General features: G+C 33.3%; 13 protein-coding genes. 3 read left to right on the top strand and 10 right to left on the bottom strand.

What is annotated here, in order from left to right:
- Position 1: 1 nt before the first annotated feature.
- Together FHQ18_RS07110 and pckA are read right to left on the bottom strand one after the other, a co-directional pair.
- Complete coding sequence (locus FHQ18_RS07110) at positions 2-832, bottom strand: energy transducer TonB (RefSeq protein ID WP_188020367.1); 831 nt, start codon at positions 830-832, stop codon at positions 2-4.
- Between the two features lie 126 nt (positions 833-958).
- Complete coding sequence (pckA, locus tag FHQ18_RS07105; RefSeq protein ID WP_149266473.1) at positions 959-2557, bottom strand: phosphoenolpyruvate carboxykinase (ATP); 1599 nt, start codon at positions 2555-2557, stop codon at positions 959-961.
- 65 nt (positions 2558-2622) lie between these two features.
- On the opposite strand from pckA, the gene FHQ18_RS07100 reads away from it, so the two are divergent.
- From FHQ18_RS07100 to FHQ18_RS07090, 3 genes are all read left to right on the top strand, one after another.
- Complete coding sequence (locus FHQ18_RS07100) at positions 2623-2943, top strand: HNH endonuclease (RefSeq protein WP_149266583.1); 321 nt, start codon at positions 2623-2625, stop codon at positions 2941-2943.
- On the top strand, positions 2933-5548 hold the full coding sequence (gene alaS, locus FHQ18_RS07095) for an alanine--tRNA ligase (protein WP_149266472.1): 2616 nt from the start codon (positions 2933-2935) through the stop codon (positions 5546-5548). The genes FHQ18_RS07100 and alaS overlap by 11 nt, the downstream gene beginning before the upstream one ends.
- A 390-nt stretch (positions 5549-5938) precedes the next feature.
- Positions 5939-6325 (top strand): class II SORL domain-containing protein, encoded by a 387-nt coding sequence (locus FHQ18_RS07090; RefSeq protein ID WP_149266471.1) that lies wholly within the window; start codon positions 5939-5941, stop codon positions 6323-6325.
- Between the two features lie 31 nt (positions 6326-6356).
- On the opposite strand, the gene FHQ18_RS07085 is transcribed toward FHQ18_RS07090, so the two are convergent.
- The 8 genes from FHQ18_RS07085 to FHQ18_RS07050 form a co-directional block, all read right to left on the bottom strand.
- The gene (locus tag FHQ18_RS07085; RefSeq protein WP_149266470.1) at positions 6357-7703 is read right to left on the bottom strand and encodes a TrpB-like pyridoxal phosphate-dependent enzyme; all 1347 of its coding nucleotides are present in this window, start codon (positions 7701-7703) and stop codon (positions 6357-6359) included.
- Between the two features lie 224 nt (positions 7704-7927).
- Positions 7928-8311: a DUF3783 domain-containing protein gene (locus FHQ18_RS07080; RefSeq protein ID WP_149266469.1), complete on the bottom strand. Its 384-nt coding sequence runs from the start codon at positions 8309-8311 to the stop codon at positions 7928-7930.
- Between the two features lie 3 nt (positions 8312-8314).
- Entirely contained in the window at positions 8315-9064 is a 750-nt protein-coding gene (locus FHQ18_RS07075) for a nitrilase-related carbon-nitrogen hydrolase (protein WP_246798680.1), read from the bottom strand.
- A 340-nt stretch (positions 9065-9404) separates the two neighbouring features.
- Positions 9405-11306 (bottom strand): TRAP transporter permease, encoded by a 1902-nt coding sequence (locus FHQ18_RS07070; RefSeq protein ID WP_149266468.1) that lies wholly within the window; start codon positions 11304-11306, stop codon positions 9405-9407.
- A gap of 67 nt (positions 11307-11373) precedes the next feature.
- A complete protein-coding gene (locus FHQ18_RS07065; protein ID WP_149266467.1) occupies positions 11374-12384 on the bottom strand; it encodes a TAXI family TRAP transporter solute-binding subunit in 1011 nt (336 codons plus the stop codon).
- 139 nt (positions 12385-12523) lie between these two features.
- Positions 12524-13432, bottom strand: a complete 909-nt coding sequence (locus FHQ18_RS07060) for an ABC transporter substrate-binding protein (protein ID WP_149266466.1) — start codon at positions 13430-13432, stop codon at positions 12524-12526.
- Complete coding sequence (locus tag FHQ18_RS07055) at positions 13413-14786, bottom strand: sigma-54-dependent transcriptional regulator (RefSeq protein ID WP_149266465.1); 1374 nt, start codon at positions 14784-14786, stop codon at positions 13413-13415. Before FHQ18_RS07055 ends, FHQ18_RS07060 begins: the two co-directional genes overlap by 20 nt.
- Positions 14764-16449: a sensor histidine kinase gene (locus FHQ18_RS07050; RefSeq protein ID WP_149266464.1), complete on the bottom strand. Its 1686-nt coding sequence runs from the start codon at positions 16447-16449 to the stop codon at positions 14764-14766. The genes FHQ18_RS07055 and FHQ18_RS07050 overlap by 23 nt, the downstream gene beginning before the upstream one ends.
- Positions 16450-16664 lie beyond the last annotated feature (215 nt).

The raw sequence follows: 16664 nt of genomic DNA, 5'->3' as shown, positions 1-16664 counted from the left end.
ATCAATACACAAAGAGATAATTTAATCTATAAACAAAATATCCCGTAACATTCAATCTTTTTAAACCGTAAGAATCTGGTAAAGGAATACCTTTCATCTTTTTCAAAGCTCTAACTGCCTCCCTGTCAAGAGCAGGATAACCACTGCTTTGCAATATTCTAATGTTTGTTATAGTACCATCCTTTAAAATAGTAAACTTAATTTTAACAGTCCCCTCCTCACCTCTCTCCGCCGAACTCCTTGGATAATGCCATACTTGATATAATCTTCTCTCAAACTTTTTAAAATAAGAAGCATATTTATACTTCATCATTCTAACATCTACATCATCTTCACCTTCCTTTGAACCTGCTTCACTCTTTTCGGCATATTTCGAAATAATGGATTTCGGATTTAAAATACTGGCAACCTGGTCTTTTGTTAATTTTTTATCTTTCCCCTTATCAAATACCTGCGTTTTTTCTTCTCTTTTTTTCTCTTTTTTCTTCTCTACAGTTTTCTGCTTATTTAAATTTAGCCCTTTCTTCTCCTTTTTCTTCACCACTTCTTTACTTTTTTCAGGTATCTTTTTCTTCTTAGGTATTACAATCTTTTTCTTCTTTTCAGGTAATTTTTTCCTATCTACAATATTGTTATCTTTTTTAGGAATTTTTTCTGTTTTTTTCTCTATCCCTTTCTTTTTTAAAATTTTATCCTTTTCAGATAAAATTTTCTTTTTCTTCTTATCATTTTTTTGAGGTATATCCTTTTTTTTCTTAACAATATCCACAAAAATAGGCTTTTCTTTTTTGATTTCAGGCTTTTTTATTTTTATGAAATAAAATAGGGACATATGGATAACAATTGAAACAATTAAAAAAATTAAAAACGTTTTTCTCATAATCTATCAGTATATACGAAAAAATAAAAAGATTTAAGTTCAAAAATAAAAAAGGCGGCTGTGTAGAGCCGCCTTTTATTAATCAACTAGTTTTGGTGCTCCTTTTAAAATCTCTTCATCAATATCATCTTCAAATTTCTTTATATTTTCCACAAATTCCCGTGCAAGTCTTTTCTTAGTCTCGTCATAAGCATTTTTATCACTCCAAGCTAACCTTGGATTCAAAACATCTTCAGGCACATCAGGAGCATTTTTTGGAACTAAAAATCCAAAAATATCATCCTCTACAAAATCAACATTTTTTAATTTTCCATCAAGAATAGAGTTGACAATGTTTCTTGTATGCTGAATCTTAAATCTTGTTCCTACACCATAAGGACCACCAGTAAGACCTGTGTTAATAAGCCAGCAGTCCACATTATATTTTTTAACCTTTTCACCAAGAAGTTTTGCATATACTGCAGGGTGGTATACCATAAACGGTGCACCAAAACATGCACTGAAAGTTGTTTTAGGTTCTTTTACCCCCCTTTCAGTCCCAGCCACTTTAGCTGTGTATCCAGAAATAAAGTGATACATTGCTTGATTAAATGTAAGTTTTGCCACAGGCGGCAAAACACCAAAAGCATCATAAGTAAGAAAAATTATATTTTTTGGATGTCCACCTCTTGAATTTTTTACAACTCTAGGAAGATGTGAAAGAGGATAACTTGCTCTTGTATTTTCCGTGAGAGAATCATCATCAAGATTTACTCTTCTCGTTCTAGAATCAAGAGTTACATTTTCAAGTATTGTACCAAATTTTCTCGTACACTCATATATATCAGGCTCAGCTTCCTTTGAAAGCCTTATAACTTTGGCATAGCAACCACCTTCAATATTGAAAACCCCCTCATCACTCCAACCATGCTCATCATCACCAATCAAATAACGGTTTGGATCAGTGGAAAGAGTAGTTTTTCCGGTTCCTGAAAGACCAAAAAAAAGTGCCACATCATCTGAGCTACCAACATTTGCTGAGCAATGCATTGACAAAACATTTTCTTTTGGAAGTAAATAATTCATAACTGTAAATATAGATTTTTTTATCTCACCTGCATAACTTGTCCCACCAATCAAAACAAGGCGTTTCTTAAAATTAATTATGATAAAAGTCTCAGAATTTGTCCCATCAATCTCAGGAATAGCATGAAACCTAGGTACATCAATAATAGTAAAATCTGGAGTAAAAGACTCAAGTATATTCAAATCAAACTCTCTAAGAAACATATTCCTAGCAAAAAGATTGTGCCAAGCATATTCCGTAATAACTCTTACTTTTATTCTGTGTTTCTCATCGGCACCTGCATAACATTCTTGAACATACACCTCTTTATTCTGCAAATATGCCTGCAACCTATGATAGAGTCTTTCAAAATTTTCCTCACTAATTGCTTTATTGTCACCTTTCCAATAAACATCTTTACTTACATCATCAGTATCCACAATAAACTTATCATTTGGCGATCTTCCTGTGTGGTGACCAGTTCTTACCACTAAAGGACCAAGATGAGCAATTAGCCCTTCTCTCCTTTTTACAGCTTCTTCATATAATTGAGGTGTGGTAAGATTCCAATGAATCCTCGCAAGATTCACAAGACCATGTTCTTCCAGGCCTGAAAACTCTGTTTTTGACATGACATCCTCCTGCACGATTTTTTGTTGAAATATAACTGTTTTAAACTATAATCGGAAAAATGAATATGGACAACAATTTTTTTATAATTGAAGTTGATGAAAAATTCGTAAAAAAAGAGAAAGAAAAAGCAAGACAATTGCGTAAAAAGCAGTGGTGGAAAAACAAAATTGCAAAAGGTATATGTCACTACTGCGGAAAAAAGGTTGACCCTAAAGAACTTACAATGGACCACATAGTCCCTATTATAAGAGGTGGCAAAAGTACAAAAGGGAACGTAGTACCAGCATGCAAAGAATGCAACAATAAAAAGAAATACATGCTTCCCATTGAGTGGGATGAATATCTGAAAAAACTAAAAAATAATGGAGAGATAGATGACAGGTAAAGAGATTAGAGAAAAATTTTTAAAATATTTTGAAAGCAAAGGGCACACAATTGTTCCATCATCATCATTAGTGCCACATAATGACCCTACGCTTCTTTTTACAAACGCAGGGATGAACCAATTTAAAGATGTTTTTCTTGGCAGAGAAAAAAGGGATTACACAAGGGCATGCTCTTGTCAAAAAGTTGTAAGAGCAGGTGGTAAGCATAACGACCTTGAAAATGTTGGGCGTACGGCAAGGCATCACACTTTCTTTGAAATGCTAGGAAACTTCTCTTTTGGTGACTATTTCAAAGAAGGTGCCATAGAATATGCCTGGGAATTTTTAACAAAAATTTTGGGACTTCCGGCAGATAAACTTTATATCACTATTTACAAAGATGATGATGAAGCTTTTAAGATATGGCACGAAAAAATCGGTGTGCCTGCAGATAGGATTTACAGAATGGGTGAAAAGGATAATTTTTGGTCAATGGGTGATACTGGGCCATGTGGTCCTTGCTCGGAAATTCTCATAGATCAAGGAAGCGATATAGGTTGTGGAAGACCGGACTGTGATCCTTATTGCGATTGTGATAGACATCTTGAACTGTGGAATCTTGTTTTTATGCAATACAATCGTGATGAAAATGGAAATTTAAATCCTTTACCAAAACCAAGTATTGATACTGGAATGGGATTGGAGAGAGTAACGGCAGTTGTCCAAAAAGTTAAAAGTAATTTTGATACAGATCTTATTAAGCCAGTAATTGAATATGCTGCCGAAATTTCCGGCAAAAAATATGGTGAAAACGATGAAACGGATACATCTTTGAGAGTTCTTGCAGATCACGCAAGAGCCACTACATTTTTAATCTCCGATGGTGTTCTCCCTTCTAACGAAGGTAGAGGATATGTATTGAGAAGAATAATGAGAAGAGCTATGCGTCACGGAAAAATGCTCGGATTTAAAGAACCATTTTTTTATAAAGTGTGTGAATATGTATCGGATTTTATGAGCGATCCGTATATCGAGCTGCTTGATAAAAAATCTTATGTCTCAAAAATCGTAAAGTTTGAAGAAGAAAGGTTCAATAAAACCCTTGAAACAGGACTTCGCATTACTGAAGAATTACTGGAAAAATATAAAGATGAGAAAGTAATTCCTGGAAATGAAATATTCAGATTGTATGATACTTACGGTTTCCCTGTGGATTTGCTGGAAGATATAATGGAAGATAACGGATTCAAATTAGATATGACAGGCTTTGATTCTGAAATGAAAAAACAGCAGGAAAGAGCTAAAAAGGCCTGGACAGGTAGTGGTGATATTCAAGTTGCCGATGTTTATAAGAAACTTATCTCAGAAATAAAAAGTGAATTTATCGGTTATGACACATTGAAATCTGACGGAAAAGTTCTTGCCATCATAAAAGACAACAATGTATCAGAAACTGCAGAAAAAGATGAAAAGGTTGAAATAATCCTCGACAAAACCCCATTCTATGCAGAAAGCGGTGGTCAAGTAGGTGATAAAGGGATCCTTTATGCTGAAAATCTGAAAATTGAAGTTTATGACTGTAAAAAAATCGATACATTGATTGTCCATCATGCAGTGATAAAAAATGGTACATTAAAAACTGGTACAACTGTAACAGCAGAAGTTGATGAAGATTTAAGAAAAAATACCGAAAGAAATCATACAGCAACCCATTTACTACACAAGGCTCTACAGGAAGTACTTGGTGATCATGTTAGACAGGCAGGCTCTCTTGTAGCACCTGATAGACTCAGATTTGACTTCACTCACTTTGCGCCGGTAGATGATAAAGAGATCGAAAAGATAGAACAGATTATCAACGAACAAATTATTGCAAACAAACCTGTGAGAAAATCTATCAAGCCTATAGAACAAGCTATAAAAGAAGGTGCTATGGCTCTTTTTGGCGAAAAATATGATAAAGAAGTACGTGTAGTTGAAATACCTGAATTTAGTAAAGAGCTTTGCGGTGGTTGTCATGTTGAGCATACCGGTGATATAGGGTTATTCAAAATAATTAATGAGACAAGTGTAGCTGCAGGTGTAAGGAGAATCGAAGCTGTAACGGCTCTAAATGCATTAAGTTTTGTCAATAATGTCATAAAATCTGCAAAGGTAACAGCCTCTTTATTAAAAACCTCCATAGACGAAACACCTAAAAAAGTGGAAGAACTTATTGAAAGCCATAAAAATTTACAAAAAGAATTAAATCAAATTAAAGATAAGCTCAATGCTTCCAAAGCTGATGAGCTTTTAAGCAACGTAAAGGAAGTTAACGGTATTAAAGTATTAACAATTAGGATGGACAATACAGAAATAAATTCCATTAGAAATTTTATAGATATGGCAAAAGCCAAACTGAAAAGCGGTATAATTCTTGTAGGTTCTGTCAGTGGAGAAAAAGTTACCTTTATATGTGGCGTTACTAAAGATTTAATTAATAAATATAAAGCCGGAGACATCGTTAGAGAAGTTGCCAAAATTGCCGGTGGTAGTGGAGGTGGCAAACCTGAACTAGCTCAAGCTGGTGGTAAAAAACCAGAAAAAATATACGAAGCCTTAAACCATATTTACAATATAATTTAGCTTCTAACATCACCTCCGTTTTTATAAGTTGGAGGATTATTTTCATAGTTGTAAGGATTGTATGAGCAGTAGGGGGTTATAAGGGGATATTTCATCCCCCCTTTTTCCCTTACAACCTTTACTACCTTTACAACCCATACTACCCCTATTTAATCTCATCCTAACCCCTAACCTATTTTAATCATTGAACATTGTACTTTTTCTATTTCCCTACAACCCCTAATACCCTTTATATACCCTTTTCGATTAAACAGAATTTTCAGGAAGTCAAATTAAGACAAATTTTGTATAATTTTAACTTGACAAATTTAGATTTATTCTAAATAATAAGTATGAAAAGAGATCGTTTTTGTGCTATAATGCAAAAGAAACTTTTGAAGGAGGTCATTTATGGCAATTGGAGAATTTGTAAAAAGTGCAGATTTTAAAAGCGAAAAACATGTACCTGTAATTGAATTACCTGAAAAAATTGAAGCAGGAAAAGAGTTCCTTGTTAATGTATCTGTTGGAAAAGAAATCGCTCATCCTAATACCACAGAGCACTACATTGGTTGGATAGCACTTTACTTTAAACCTGAAAGTGGAAATGTTCACAATATAGGTAGAGCAGAATTCACTGCTCACGGAGAATCAACAAAAGGTGCAAACCAAGGTCCAGCATATACTGAACCATCAGCTCTTTTTAAAGTTAAACTGAATGAACCAGGTAAATTTATTGCCGTAAGTTACTGCAATATCCACGGTCTTTGGGAAAGTGAAGTAGAAGTAAAATTCTAATAAAAAAAACCGGAGCAAAAGCTCCGGTTTTTTATACCTTTGGTAAGTTTTTCAAAGATTCTTTAATCATTTCTTCAGGATATTCATAATCCACTAATTTGCCATCAAAATATGCATCATAAGATGCCATATCAAAAAATCCGTGACCACTTAAACAGAAAAGTAATGTTTTTTCTTCACCTGTTTCTTTACATCTTAGTGCCTCTTTAACCGTAGCAGCTATGGCATGGGCAGATTCCGGAGCAGGCACTATCCCTTCTGTCTGAGCAAATAATATCCCGTATTGAAAAACTTCTAACTGTTTCACAGCTTCAGCAGAAATTAATCCATCTTTATATAGCTTACTTACAATAGGTGAATCACCATGATACCTCAATCCACCTGCATGGATAGCTGGAGGTTCAAAGTCATGCCCTAATGTAAACATCGGCATGATTGGAGTAAGCTTAGCCACATCACCATAATCATATGCATAAACACCTTTTGTCAATGTAGGACAACTTGCAGGTTCTACAGCAACCGCTTCCACATCTTTACCGTTAAATTTATCAGCTAAAAAAGGAAAGGCAATACCGCCAAAATTGGAACCACCGCCACAAGATGCAAATATTTTATCAGGATAATCCCCCACCATTTCAAGCTGCTTTTTAGCTTCTAACCCAATAACAGTCTGGTGTAATAACACATGATTTAAAACACTGCCCAACGCATAATTAGTATCATTTCTTCCGGCAGCCTCTTCCACAGCCTCACTTATAGCTATGCCAAGACTACCATTAGAATCAGGATTTTTTTCCAATATTGCTCTTCCGCTATTTGTAAACTCAGATGGGCTTGGAATCACTTCAGCTCCAAACATTCTCATAAAAGACTTTCTATAAGGCTTCTGATAAAAACTTACCTTCACCATGTAAACTCGGCATTCCATATTAAACATTTTTGTTGCAAATGCCAACGCACTGCCCCACTGCCCTGCCCCTGTCTCAGTGGTTAATCTTTTAATACCTTCTTTTTTGTTATAATAAGCCTGAGCAACAGCAGTATTTGGCTTATGACTTCCGGCAGGTGAAACACCTTCATATTTAAAATAAATTTTCGCTGGTGTACCAAGATGTTTTTCCAACCTTTCAGCTCTTATCAATGGAGTCGGTCTCCATAATGATAAAATTTCAAGAATTTCTTCAGGAATATCTATCCAGCGTTTATCACTCATTTCTTGCTCAATAAGGCTTTCAGGAAAAATAGCTTTCATTTCATCAAATGTAACAGGTTTATTAGTAAAAGGACTCAAAGGTGGATCCATCGGCGATGGTAAATCAGCCAAAATATTATACCACTGTTTTGGCAACTCTTTAGTGTCTAAATAAATTTTTTTCATCACTACCTCCAGCTTCTAATGGTTAAGTAATTTTTAACCCAAAAAATAAAAATATGCAACCACATTAAAATCAAAATTTTGTAAAGATAAATAATAAGTAGTTCATCCTTAAGTAAATCGAGAGATGATATATCGGTAGGGATATTATTGAAAAAGAAAACTGGAAACATAACTCGTAAAACGTAAATCGTAAAACCCTTAACCTTAACCTAAGCCTCAACCTACTATCTTTTTTGTCTCATGCGATGATACCTTTCCACCTCTTCACGCTCTTTCACGAGATGGCTCAGTAAATATTCAATACTCCATTCAACATTGTGTTCAGTTACCACACAAAAAAGAGGTTTTGGAAAACCATACTTTTTATATGTTTCAATAAATCTTATAATCTCCTGCTGAGGCATATCATTAAAAAGAATCATTCGCTCTTTAGTCGCCTTTTTATTTTCAACATCCGGCTGAAACTTGAGTAAGTCTTTCACAAGTAAATCCTTATGCCCCTCAAAAACTATAACCGGTTCATCAAATTTTTCTTTTTCGCACATTTTGCAAAGAGCACCAAACTCAATCTCGCCCATTCCACATACAAGGATTTTAGTAGTTCTCATAAATTAACACCTCATTGGAATCGTATTTCTCACTTCATCAACCAAGCTAAAATCAATTTCATCAACCATTACCGTATCTTCTTTATCATCTGCTGATTTTAAAATATTCCCCCAAGGGTCAATTATCATGGAATTTCCACCAAATTTTTCACCCCAAGTATTACCAACGGAATTACAAGCCACAAAATAATATTGATTCTCGATGGCCCTTGCCCTGCATAAAACCTTAAAATGCTCCACTCTTTTTTTCGGCCATTCAGCAGGTAAAAAAACAATTTTAGCACCACTTTTTCTTAGTTGAACAAATATTTCACAAAACCTCAAATCAAAACAAATGGCACACCCTGCCTTTGCATTACTCATTTCAAAAGTATAATATCCCTCACCGGGATTAAAATATTTATCCTCATCCATCAATGGAAAAAGATTTACTTTATCATATATAAAATAAATACCACTTTTGTACTTAATAAAAAAGGAATTATAAAATCCATCCTCTTTCTTTCTTACTATAGAACCCATAAAAGTATTGTTTTCATTTAAAGAATTTAGAAGTTTTATATGAGACTCATCAAGCGTCTGAATTAACTCATAATTGAAACCAGTAGTAAAAAGTTCGGGAAGTAAAAAAACAGTATCTTTATAATTCAAGGTTAAATCATTTACTTTCTGAATGTTTTTTTCAATATTCTCTTCGATTCTTAATTGCACTACCCCCACTTTCATATCATCACTCCAAATATTAAGGGGCATAAGCATGCCCCTAAATTAGTTGCCACTGAAAAAGTGGCAACTAATTTATAATATTTTATTTATACCAATATTACTATAAAAATTCCACCAGTTTTTGGATAATTTTTTGCCACTGAAAAAGTGGCAACTAATTTATAATAAATGATTTATATTTGTTTTATCATAAAAATTCCCCCAGTTTTTGAATACTTTATTACAAAAAACTGGGGGATGAAAATTATAATATTACCTTATTTTATGTTTTCAGAAGAGGATCATTCTTCTTTAACTATTTGCTAAAAAAATAATTTAAAAACTATTAAAATGATAAAAATTTATTTAATAAGTAGTTCTCACTATTTCAGTGAGAACTACTTAATTTTTGAATAATAATCAATGCAATAAAAAGTATTACCCCAGCAGCATGCAAGTATTGCTTGGGATAAAGAAGTAAAAATGCCACAACACCAAATAAAATTCTTTCAATAATATTGAGACTTCTCAACTGAAATCCTTCGAAAAATACTGCAAATGAATATAACCCCAATGTTGCAGTAATTACGGTTTCAGCCACTGCTAAAATACTTCCTTCAAAAAGTATTGGAGTATAAACAAACAGTAAAGGTATAATATAAAGTCCCTTTGCAAGTTTCCAAGCTTCAAAACCTGTCTCAAGGGGTTTACTCCCTGCAATCCCCGATGCAGAATAGGCAGCAAGACACACAGGTGGAGTTACATTTGCATCCTGCGAATACCAGAAAATCACCATGTGTGCAGCAATTAAGCTAGCTCCAAGCATCGTCATAGCAGGAGCAGCAAGAACAGCCAACACTATATATGAAGCAGTAACCGGTAATCCCATACCAAGAATTAATGACGCCAATGCAATTAACACTATAGTTAACAACAAGCTTCCACCGGATATTGCTTGAATCAACATAGAAAATTTAATCCCCATACCCACAAGTAGAACAATACCTATCACAATACCAGAGCAAAGGAGTATAACTCCCGTTGTAACCATATTTTTAGCACCAAGAGCCAGAGCATCAAGAATATCTTTTAAGCCCATTCGTGTTTTTTTATTAAACCAGCTTGAAACCACAATAGCAGCAATCCCTGCACATGCAGAAAAAGTAGGTGTATAGCCATACATCAAAAATCCCATAAGTACTATAATCGGTATAAAAAATTGCCAGCCTTCCTTCAATACTTCACTAAATTTAGGAATTTCCTCTTTTGGTAGTGGTTTCAATCCTATTTTCTTAGCACGAAGATGGACAAAAAAAGCAACAGTCAAAAAGTACATAATGGCCGGGATAAAGGAAACACCCACTATTTTCAAATAAGGGATTTGTGTCCACTGGCTCATAATGAATGCACCGGCTCCCATAATCGGTGGCATAAGCTGTCCACCTGTGGATGCAGCTGCTTCCACAGCTGCAGCAAATTTTGGAGAAAAACCAGTTTTTTTCATCATAGGTATGGTGATGGATCCAGTACCAACGGTATTCGCCACAGCACTACCAGAAACACTTCCCATCAATCCGCTTGCAAACACGGCCATTTTGGCTGGTCCACCTATCGTCCTACCCATAAGTGCTACTGCAAGTTTTATGATAAAATCACCAGCACCTGATTTAATTAAAAACGCTCCAAAAAGTACAAACAGAAAAACAAACGTGGATGAAATCGTTGCAATGGTTCCAAATATCCCATCTGGAGCAAAATACATTCTATATAAAAGTCTTTGAATATTCACACCAGGGAAATTCCATAATCCTGAGAAAAATTTACCAAAATAAAGAGCATATCCTAAAAAGAAAAATGCAAGGAAAGGAATTATTAAACCGGATGTTCTTCTTGTAATCTCTAACAGTAAAATTATAGCAATAGCTGCTGCGATTAAATCTGGTAAAATCGGAACTTCATTTCTTGCATGCAATGCATTTTCAAATAAAACCAGATATAATCCCACCAAAAATGATAAAACAGCAAATATAAAATCGATAGTTAATGTTTTTTCAGGATTCTTTTTTGATAATGGATATAATAAATAGCCCAAAAATAAAAGTAAACCATAATGCACAGCATTTCTTTGAATTTCTGGCATAATACCGATGGTATTAACCCACAAATGAAAAAGAGATGTCAGGATACCAACCACATAAACAATCTTTTTTAGTGTATCCCCTAATTCTCGTTGAACTGTTATAACTTCTCCACTTACATCTTCTTGTGTCTTTTTATTCTCAATAGACATAAAAGCCTCCTAAAACAAAAATGGTGGCGTAACGCCACCATTTTATAATTAACTAATTAGCCTAAATTTATTTGGAAAGTAATGCTGCAGGAATCTTAATACCTTTTTCCTTGTAATATTTAGCAGCACCTGGATGTAAAGGAACTGGTAAACCATCAATAGCTTTATCAAGACTCATAGCTTTAGTAGCTTTGTGAATGTTGTTTAAAAATGGTAAATTTTCATAAATTGTTTTAGTAATAAGATATACAGTCTCTTCAGGAAGATCTGGTCTTACAGCAAGAAAGTTTGGCTGAGCTATTGTTCTTACATCCTTTTTCAAACCTGGGTAGGTGCCTTTTTTAATAATATATCTATTCCAGATAGGATAGACTTTTCTAATTTTTTCAAGTTGCTCATCAGTAAATTCTAAAATAACAACTTTCTTAGCACCTAATTGAGCAAAAAGCTGTGTTACAGCTGATACAGGAGGCCCTGCAGGTGTATTCATACCAACAATTCTTCCATCCATCATAGCTTGAGCTGATGGGTTGTAACCAAGAAACTCAGGTATAATATCTTTACCTATTTCTATACCAAGAGCACCAAGAATTGTACGACCAGATCCTTCAGTTCCACTTCCTCTTTTGCCGATTGAAAACTTTTTGCCCAACCCTTTCAAATCCATAATATTTCCAGTTTTCGCATATTTTTTAAGTAATGTAAAATGCTCAACATTTAACCACAACATTGTTACTGATCTGAAATCTTTAACTGGTTTTCCTTCATAAAGCCCTTTACCGTTATAAGCCATAGCACCAAAGAGCGCCTGAAGAATCGCAAGGTCTGCTTCTTTGTTTTTAAGCATCTGGATATTTTCTCCAGAACCAGCCGAATTGATTGCAGTAGCAGTAATTTTGTACTTTTTAGCTAATTTAATACTAATAAGAGTACCTATAGCAACACCAACAGGATAGTAAGTTCCACCGGTTGTTGCAGTTGCAATAATTAGATTTTTGTCACTTGCCTTTGATTCTGAAATACCTAAAGTTACGAAAAACATCACAGCTAAAAACATACTCAAAAACTTTTTATACATACACTACCTCCTGAATTTATTCAGGAATTACAATGCAAAGCTTATGCCATTTATGGAATCCAGAAAACAAAAGGTTTTTTAAAATTACACATGTTCAGATAATTAACAGTGTGCGGATAGCGAACACATATATTTACATTTACTTAATTATTTTATCAGTCATAATCAACAACGATAAAGGTATATCAACATTGATCTTTTTAGCAGTTTTCATATTAATTACCAACATAAAATGTTCAATTGTAGTAATTGGTATTTTTGACGTTCTTTTACCATTAAGTATCTCAACAGCTTTTTTACCGGCCAAACGCCCAACCCTGTATTCATCAACTACCAATGAAATCAAAGCTCCTTTATTTTTAACAACATCTGAATCTGCAGCAAGCGTTAATATTCCAAAACTATTAGCAAGATCAATCAAGGACTTGTTTATCTTTTGAGATTTAAAAATATAAAGTATATCTAATCTTTCTGATTGAAATATATTCTCCGTATTTTCATTATCTCTTAATACAACTGTTTTAAAATTAAAAAACTTTTCTAATCTAGTTAATTCTTTTAGTGATAGCCTATATTCAAAATCACCTTTGTTTTCAATAATCCCAACTTTTCTGAAATCAACAATTTTTTTCACCGTTTTTAATTGTTGCAAAATGGGAATTTTTGCTACCACACCAGTTAAATTGTTTTCACTACTTTTATAGGATGCAACAATGCCTGCTTCTACAGGATCATGATGCATTACAAAAACAACTGGCGTATAAAAAAAATTTTCAGAAATTGTTTTCACTACAGGAAAACCCACCGCATAAATCAAATCCACATCTAGTTTTTTGACAAATTTAATATACTCTCTCAACAAAAACTCATCTTTATTGCAACTAAAAGAATAAAATCGGATGTTTTTAAAGTTATCCAATATTTCATTCCTAAAACCATTCTCAAACAAACCGTCTCGATTCCAATTAATGAGAGCAACTTTTTCTGCTAAAAGAAGACCATTTAATATAAAAAACAATAAAATAGTTTTATAAACCAAGTTCTTCATATTTCTTTATTTTCCTTAATAAAGCATATCTACTGATACCTAACAACTTTGCAGCTTCACTCTTATTTCCTTTAGCTTTTATCAACGCATCAAGAATAAGTTCCTTTTCAAACAATAACACTTTGGTATCAAGATCCAGGGTATTATCAGATTTTATTCTTTCTTTAATTCTTTTTTCCGATTTTACTGAAAAAATATCGCCGGGCAAATCTTCGATATCAATAACCTCTTTTTTCGTTAATATAACAAGTCTTTCTATTAAGTTCTTCAATTCTCTCACATTACCGGGCCAATGGTAATCAAGAAAAGATTGTTTCACAGCCTTAGTGAAATTATAAACTTTTTTTCCGAACTTTTTTGAATAATAATTCAAAAAATGCTCCGCAAGTAAAATTATATCATTACCCCTTTCACGCAATGGTGGAACATAAATGGGAAAAACATTTAATCTAAAATATAAATCTTTCCTAAAAACTCCTTCTTCTACCAATTGACTTAAATTTCTATTAGTGGCGGCAACAATCCTAACATCAACCTGGATATCATTATTACCCCCAACCCTTCTAAACTTCTTATTTTCTAAAAATCTTAAAAGTTTGGGTTGTAAAGAGATAGGCATTTCGGCAATCTCATCTAGAAAAAGTGTTCCACCATCGCACAGCTCTATAAGACCTATTTTTTTCATTTTAGCATCAGTAAAAGCACCTTTTTCATAACCAAAGAGTTCCACTTCGAGTAAATTTTCTGCGATAGTGGCACAGTTAATATCGATAAATGATTCTTTACCTCGTTTACTCTTTTTATGAATATATTGGGCCACTAATTCCTTGCCCGTACCACTTTCCCCGTATATCAAAACACTAGAGTCAGTTTTTGCAACATTTTCTATTTCATCCAGTAATTTTAAAATTGGCTCGCTTTCACCTATTATCCTTACATCATCCGGATGTCCATAAATCCTTTCACGTAAAACACTTACTTCATTTTTTAATTTCTGTTCATCAATAGCCCTGTTAATCAACATCAACATTTCGTCAAGGTCAAAAGGTTTTGAAACAAAATCGTATGCTCCCAACTTGATGGCATTTATGGCCGAAGAAACATCACCATGCGCAGTAATGACAATAGTCACAATATCTATATTTTGTGTTTTGATATATTTTAAAAGATCAATGCCAAAACAATCAGGTAATTTCAGATCAAGTAATAAGATATCAATATCTAAATCATCAACTCTACTTAAAAAATCTTTTCCTCTTTCAAAAGTATGAACAATATAACCTTCATCTTCAAAAAGGTCCTTCAATGTATTTACCAATAATTTTTCATCATCAACTATCGCTATGCTTTTCATTTATAAAATCCTCAAAAATTAATTTTAATACAGTACCTTCACCTTTTTTACTTTTAATCTCATATTTTATACCATTTTTCTGCATCAGAGTGTAAACTATAGATAATCCGAGTCCTGTACCATCCTCTTTTAAACTGAAAAAAGGATCGAAAATATGCTCAATTTTATCCTCAGAAATTCCTATTCCATTATCACAAATCTCTAAAATATACTTAGAGCCACTAACTCTCCCTATAATTTTTATTTCCCCTTTTTCATCTTCTACTGCTGATATAGCATTCAATAAAATATTTATAATAATATGTAAAAGATGATCACAATCCGCTATGACATAACAGTTTTCAACACTTTTTAAAATCGTAATCCTCTTTTCATCCATTTTTTTTCTTACAAGATTGATAGACTTTTCTATAATTTCATCCAATAAACAACGCTCCTTATGAATTTCATCAGGCTTTGAAAACTGAAGTAAATCAACAACGATTTTATTTAATCTGTCTATCTCGCTGATCACATTTTCAGCCATATTTTTTACATTTGTGTCATTGGATCTTTTATAAATCAATTGTATAGTTGCCCTTATTCCTGCCAATGGATTTTTCACCTCATGAGCGATTCCGGCAGCCAAAAGCCCCAATGAAGCTAGCTTATTCGCCTGTATCAGTTCATTTTGTCTTTTCTGAAGCCTTTTAGCCATTTTGTTAATCGCTTCAGCCAAAATTTTTAATTCTTTACCGCTTTTCAATTTTATCTCGTAGTCAAAATCACCATGTGAAAATTTTTCTGTGCCATAAATTATTTCTTTAATAGGCTTTAAAAACCTTTGCACAAAGTAAAGAGCAACGATAAAAGCGACGAAACTGACAATAATAGAAAATATCAAACTTTTATTCCGAAGTTCATAAACATCATTAAATAAGACATTCTCAGGGATTCCCAATTTTATTACCCAATTTAGAAAAGGAACTTCACCTTTATATATTTTAACTTTTGAACCCACTATTTCATTTGTATCTGCTGTTTTGTAAATAATCTTTCCATCTGTATTTTCCACTACTTTTGAAACCTTATAACCTAAATCCAAATTGATAAAATATGCCAAAACCTTATTGGCGGGAACTTCAAAAACCAACAGCCCCACAGGCAAAGTATTATCTTCAAAATCATATACTCTTTTAATCATAACTAAAAACTTATCACCCACCAGATCTTCTTTTAAATAAAAGTCATAATTAAACACCTCGCGCAAAAACAGTTTGTCTACATGCTCGTATAAATTTTTGTAAGTTGAAGGAACCGTTAAAACCGGTTCACCATCACCGGTAAACAGTGTAATCCTTTCATAAAATTTATTATTACTCCTATATAACGCTAATTTATCCCTCACCATATTCATTCTCTGACCATATTTAAACTGTAAAAAAGAAAGCTGAATCATTGGATTATCAGCCATTTGGAAAATATCGCCCTTCATTTTGTCATAGGTTGAAACTATCTGGTTAGAAATCCCCACAATCAACTCGTTTATCTGCTTTTCTGTTATTCTATTAATAGATTTTGAAGCAATGTAAGATGAATAGAACGAAATAAGAATTAACGGCAACATACCCAAGAAAAAATAAAAGATTATCAATTTCCATTTTAACGATAAATTTATCCTCATACAAAAATATTAGAGAAGTTACAATTATTAGTCAATGAAATAGATATCTGGAATCACCCCATTTTTTACAAAAATTTAAAATATCTGGTTTACGGAAAAACATTTTTCGGGTTCAGGGTGTAGCACAAAAGATAAACATCAGCTTTTAAAATAATAAATAATAACTGCTAAAATAGCTCACAGGATGTATCTTGGCACCATGTGCAACACCCTGA

It is taken from the genome of Deferribacter autotrophicus, assembly GCF_008362905.1.
GTDB lineage: Bacteria > Chrysiogenota > Deferribacteres > Deferribacterales > Deferribacteraceae > Deferribacter > Deferribacter autotrophicus.
Note: the sequence above shows the minus strand (reverse complement) of the source record. Positions and strands in the feature narration are given on the sequence as shown.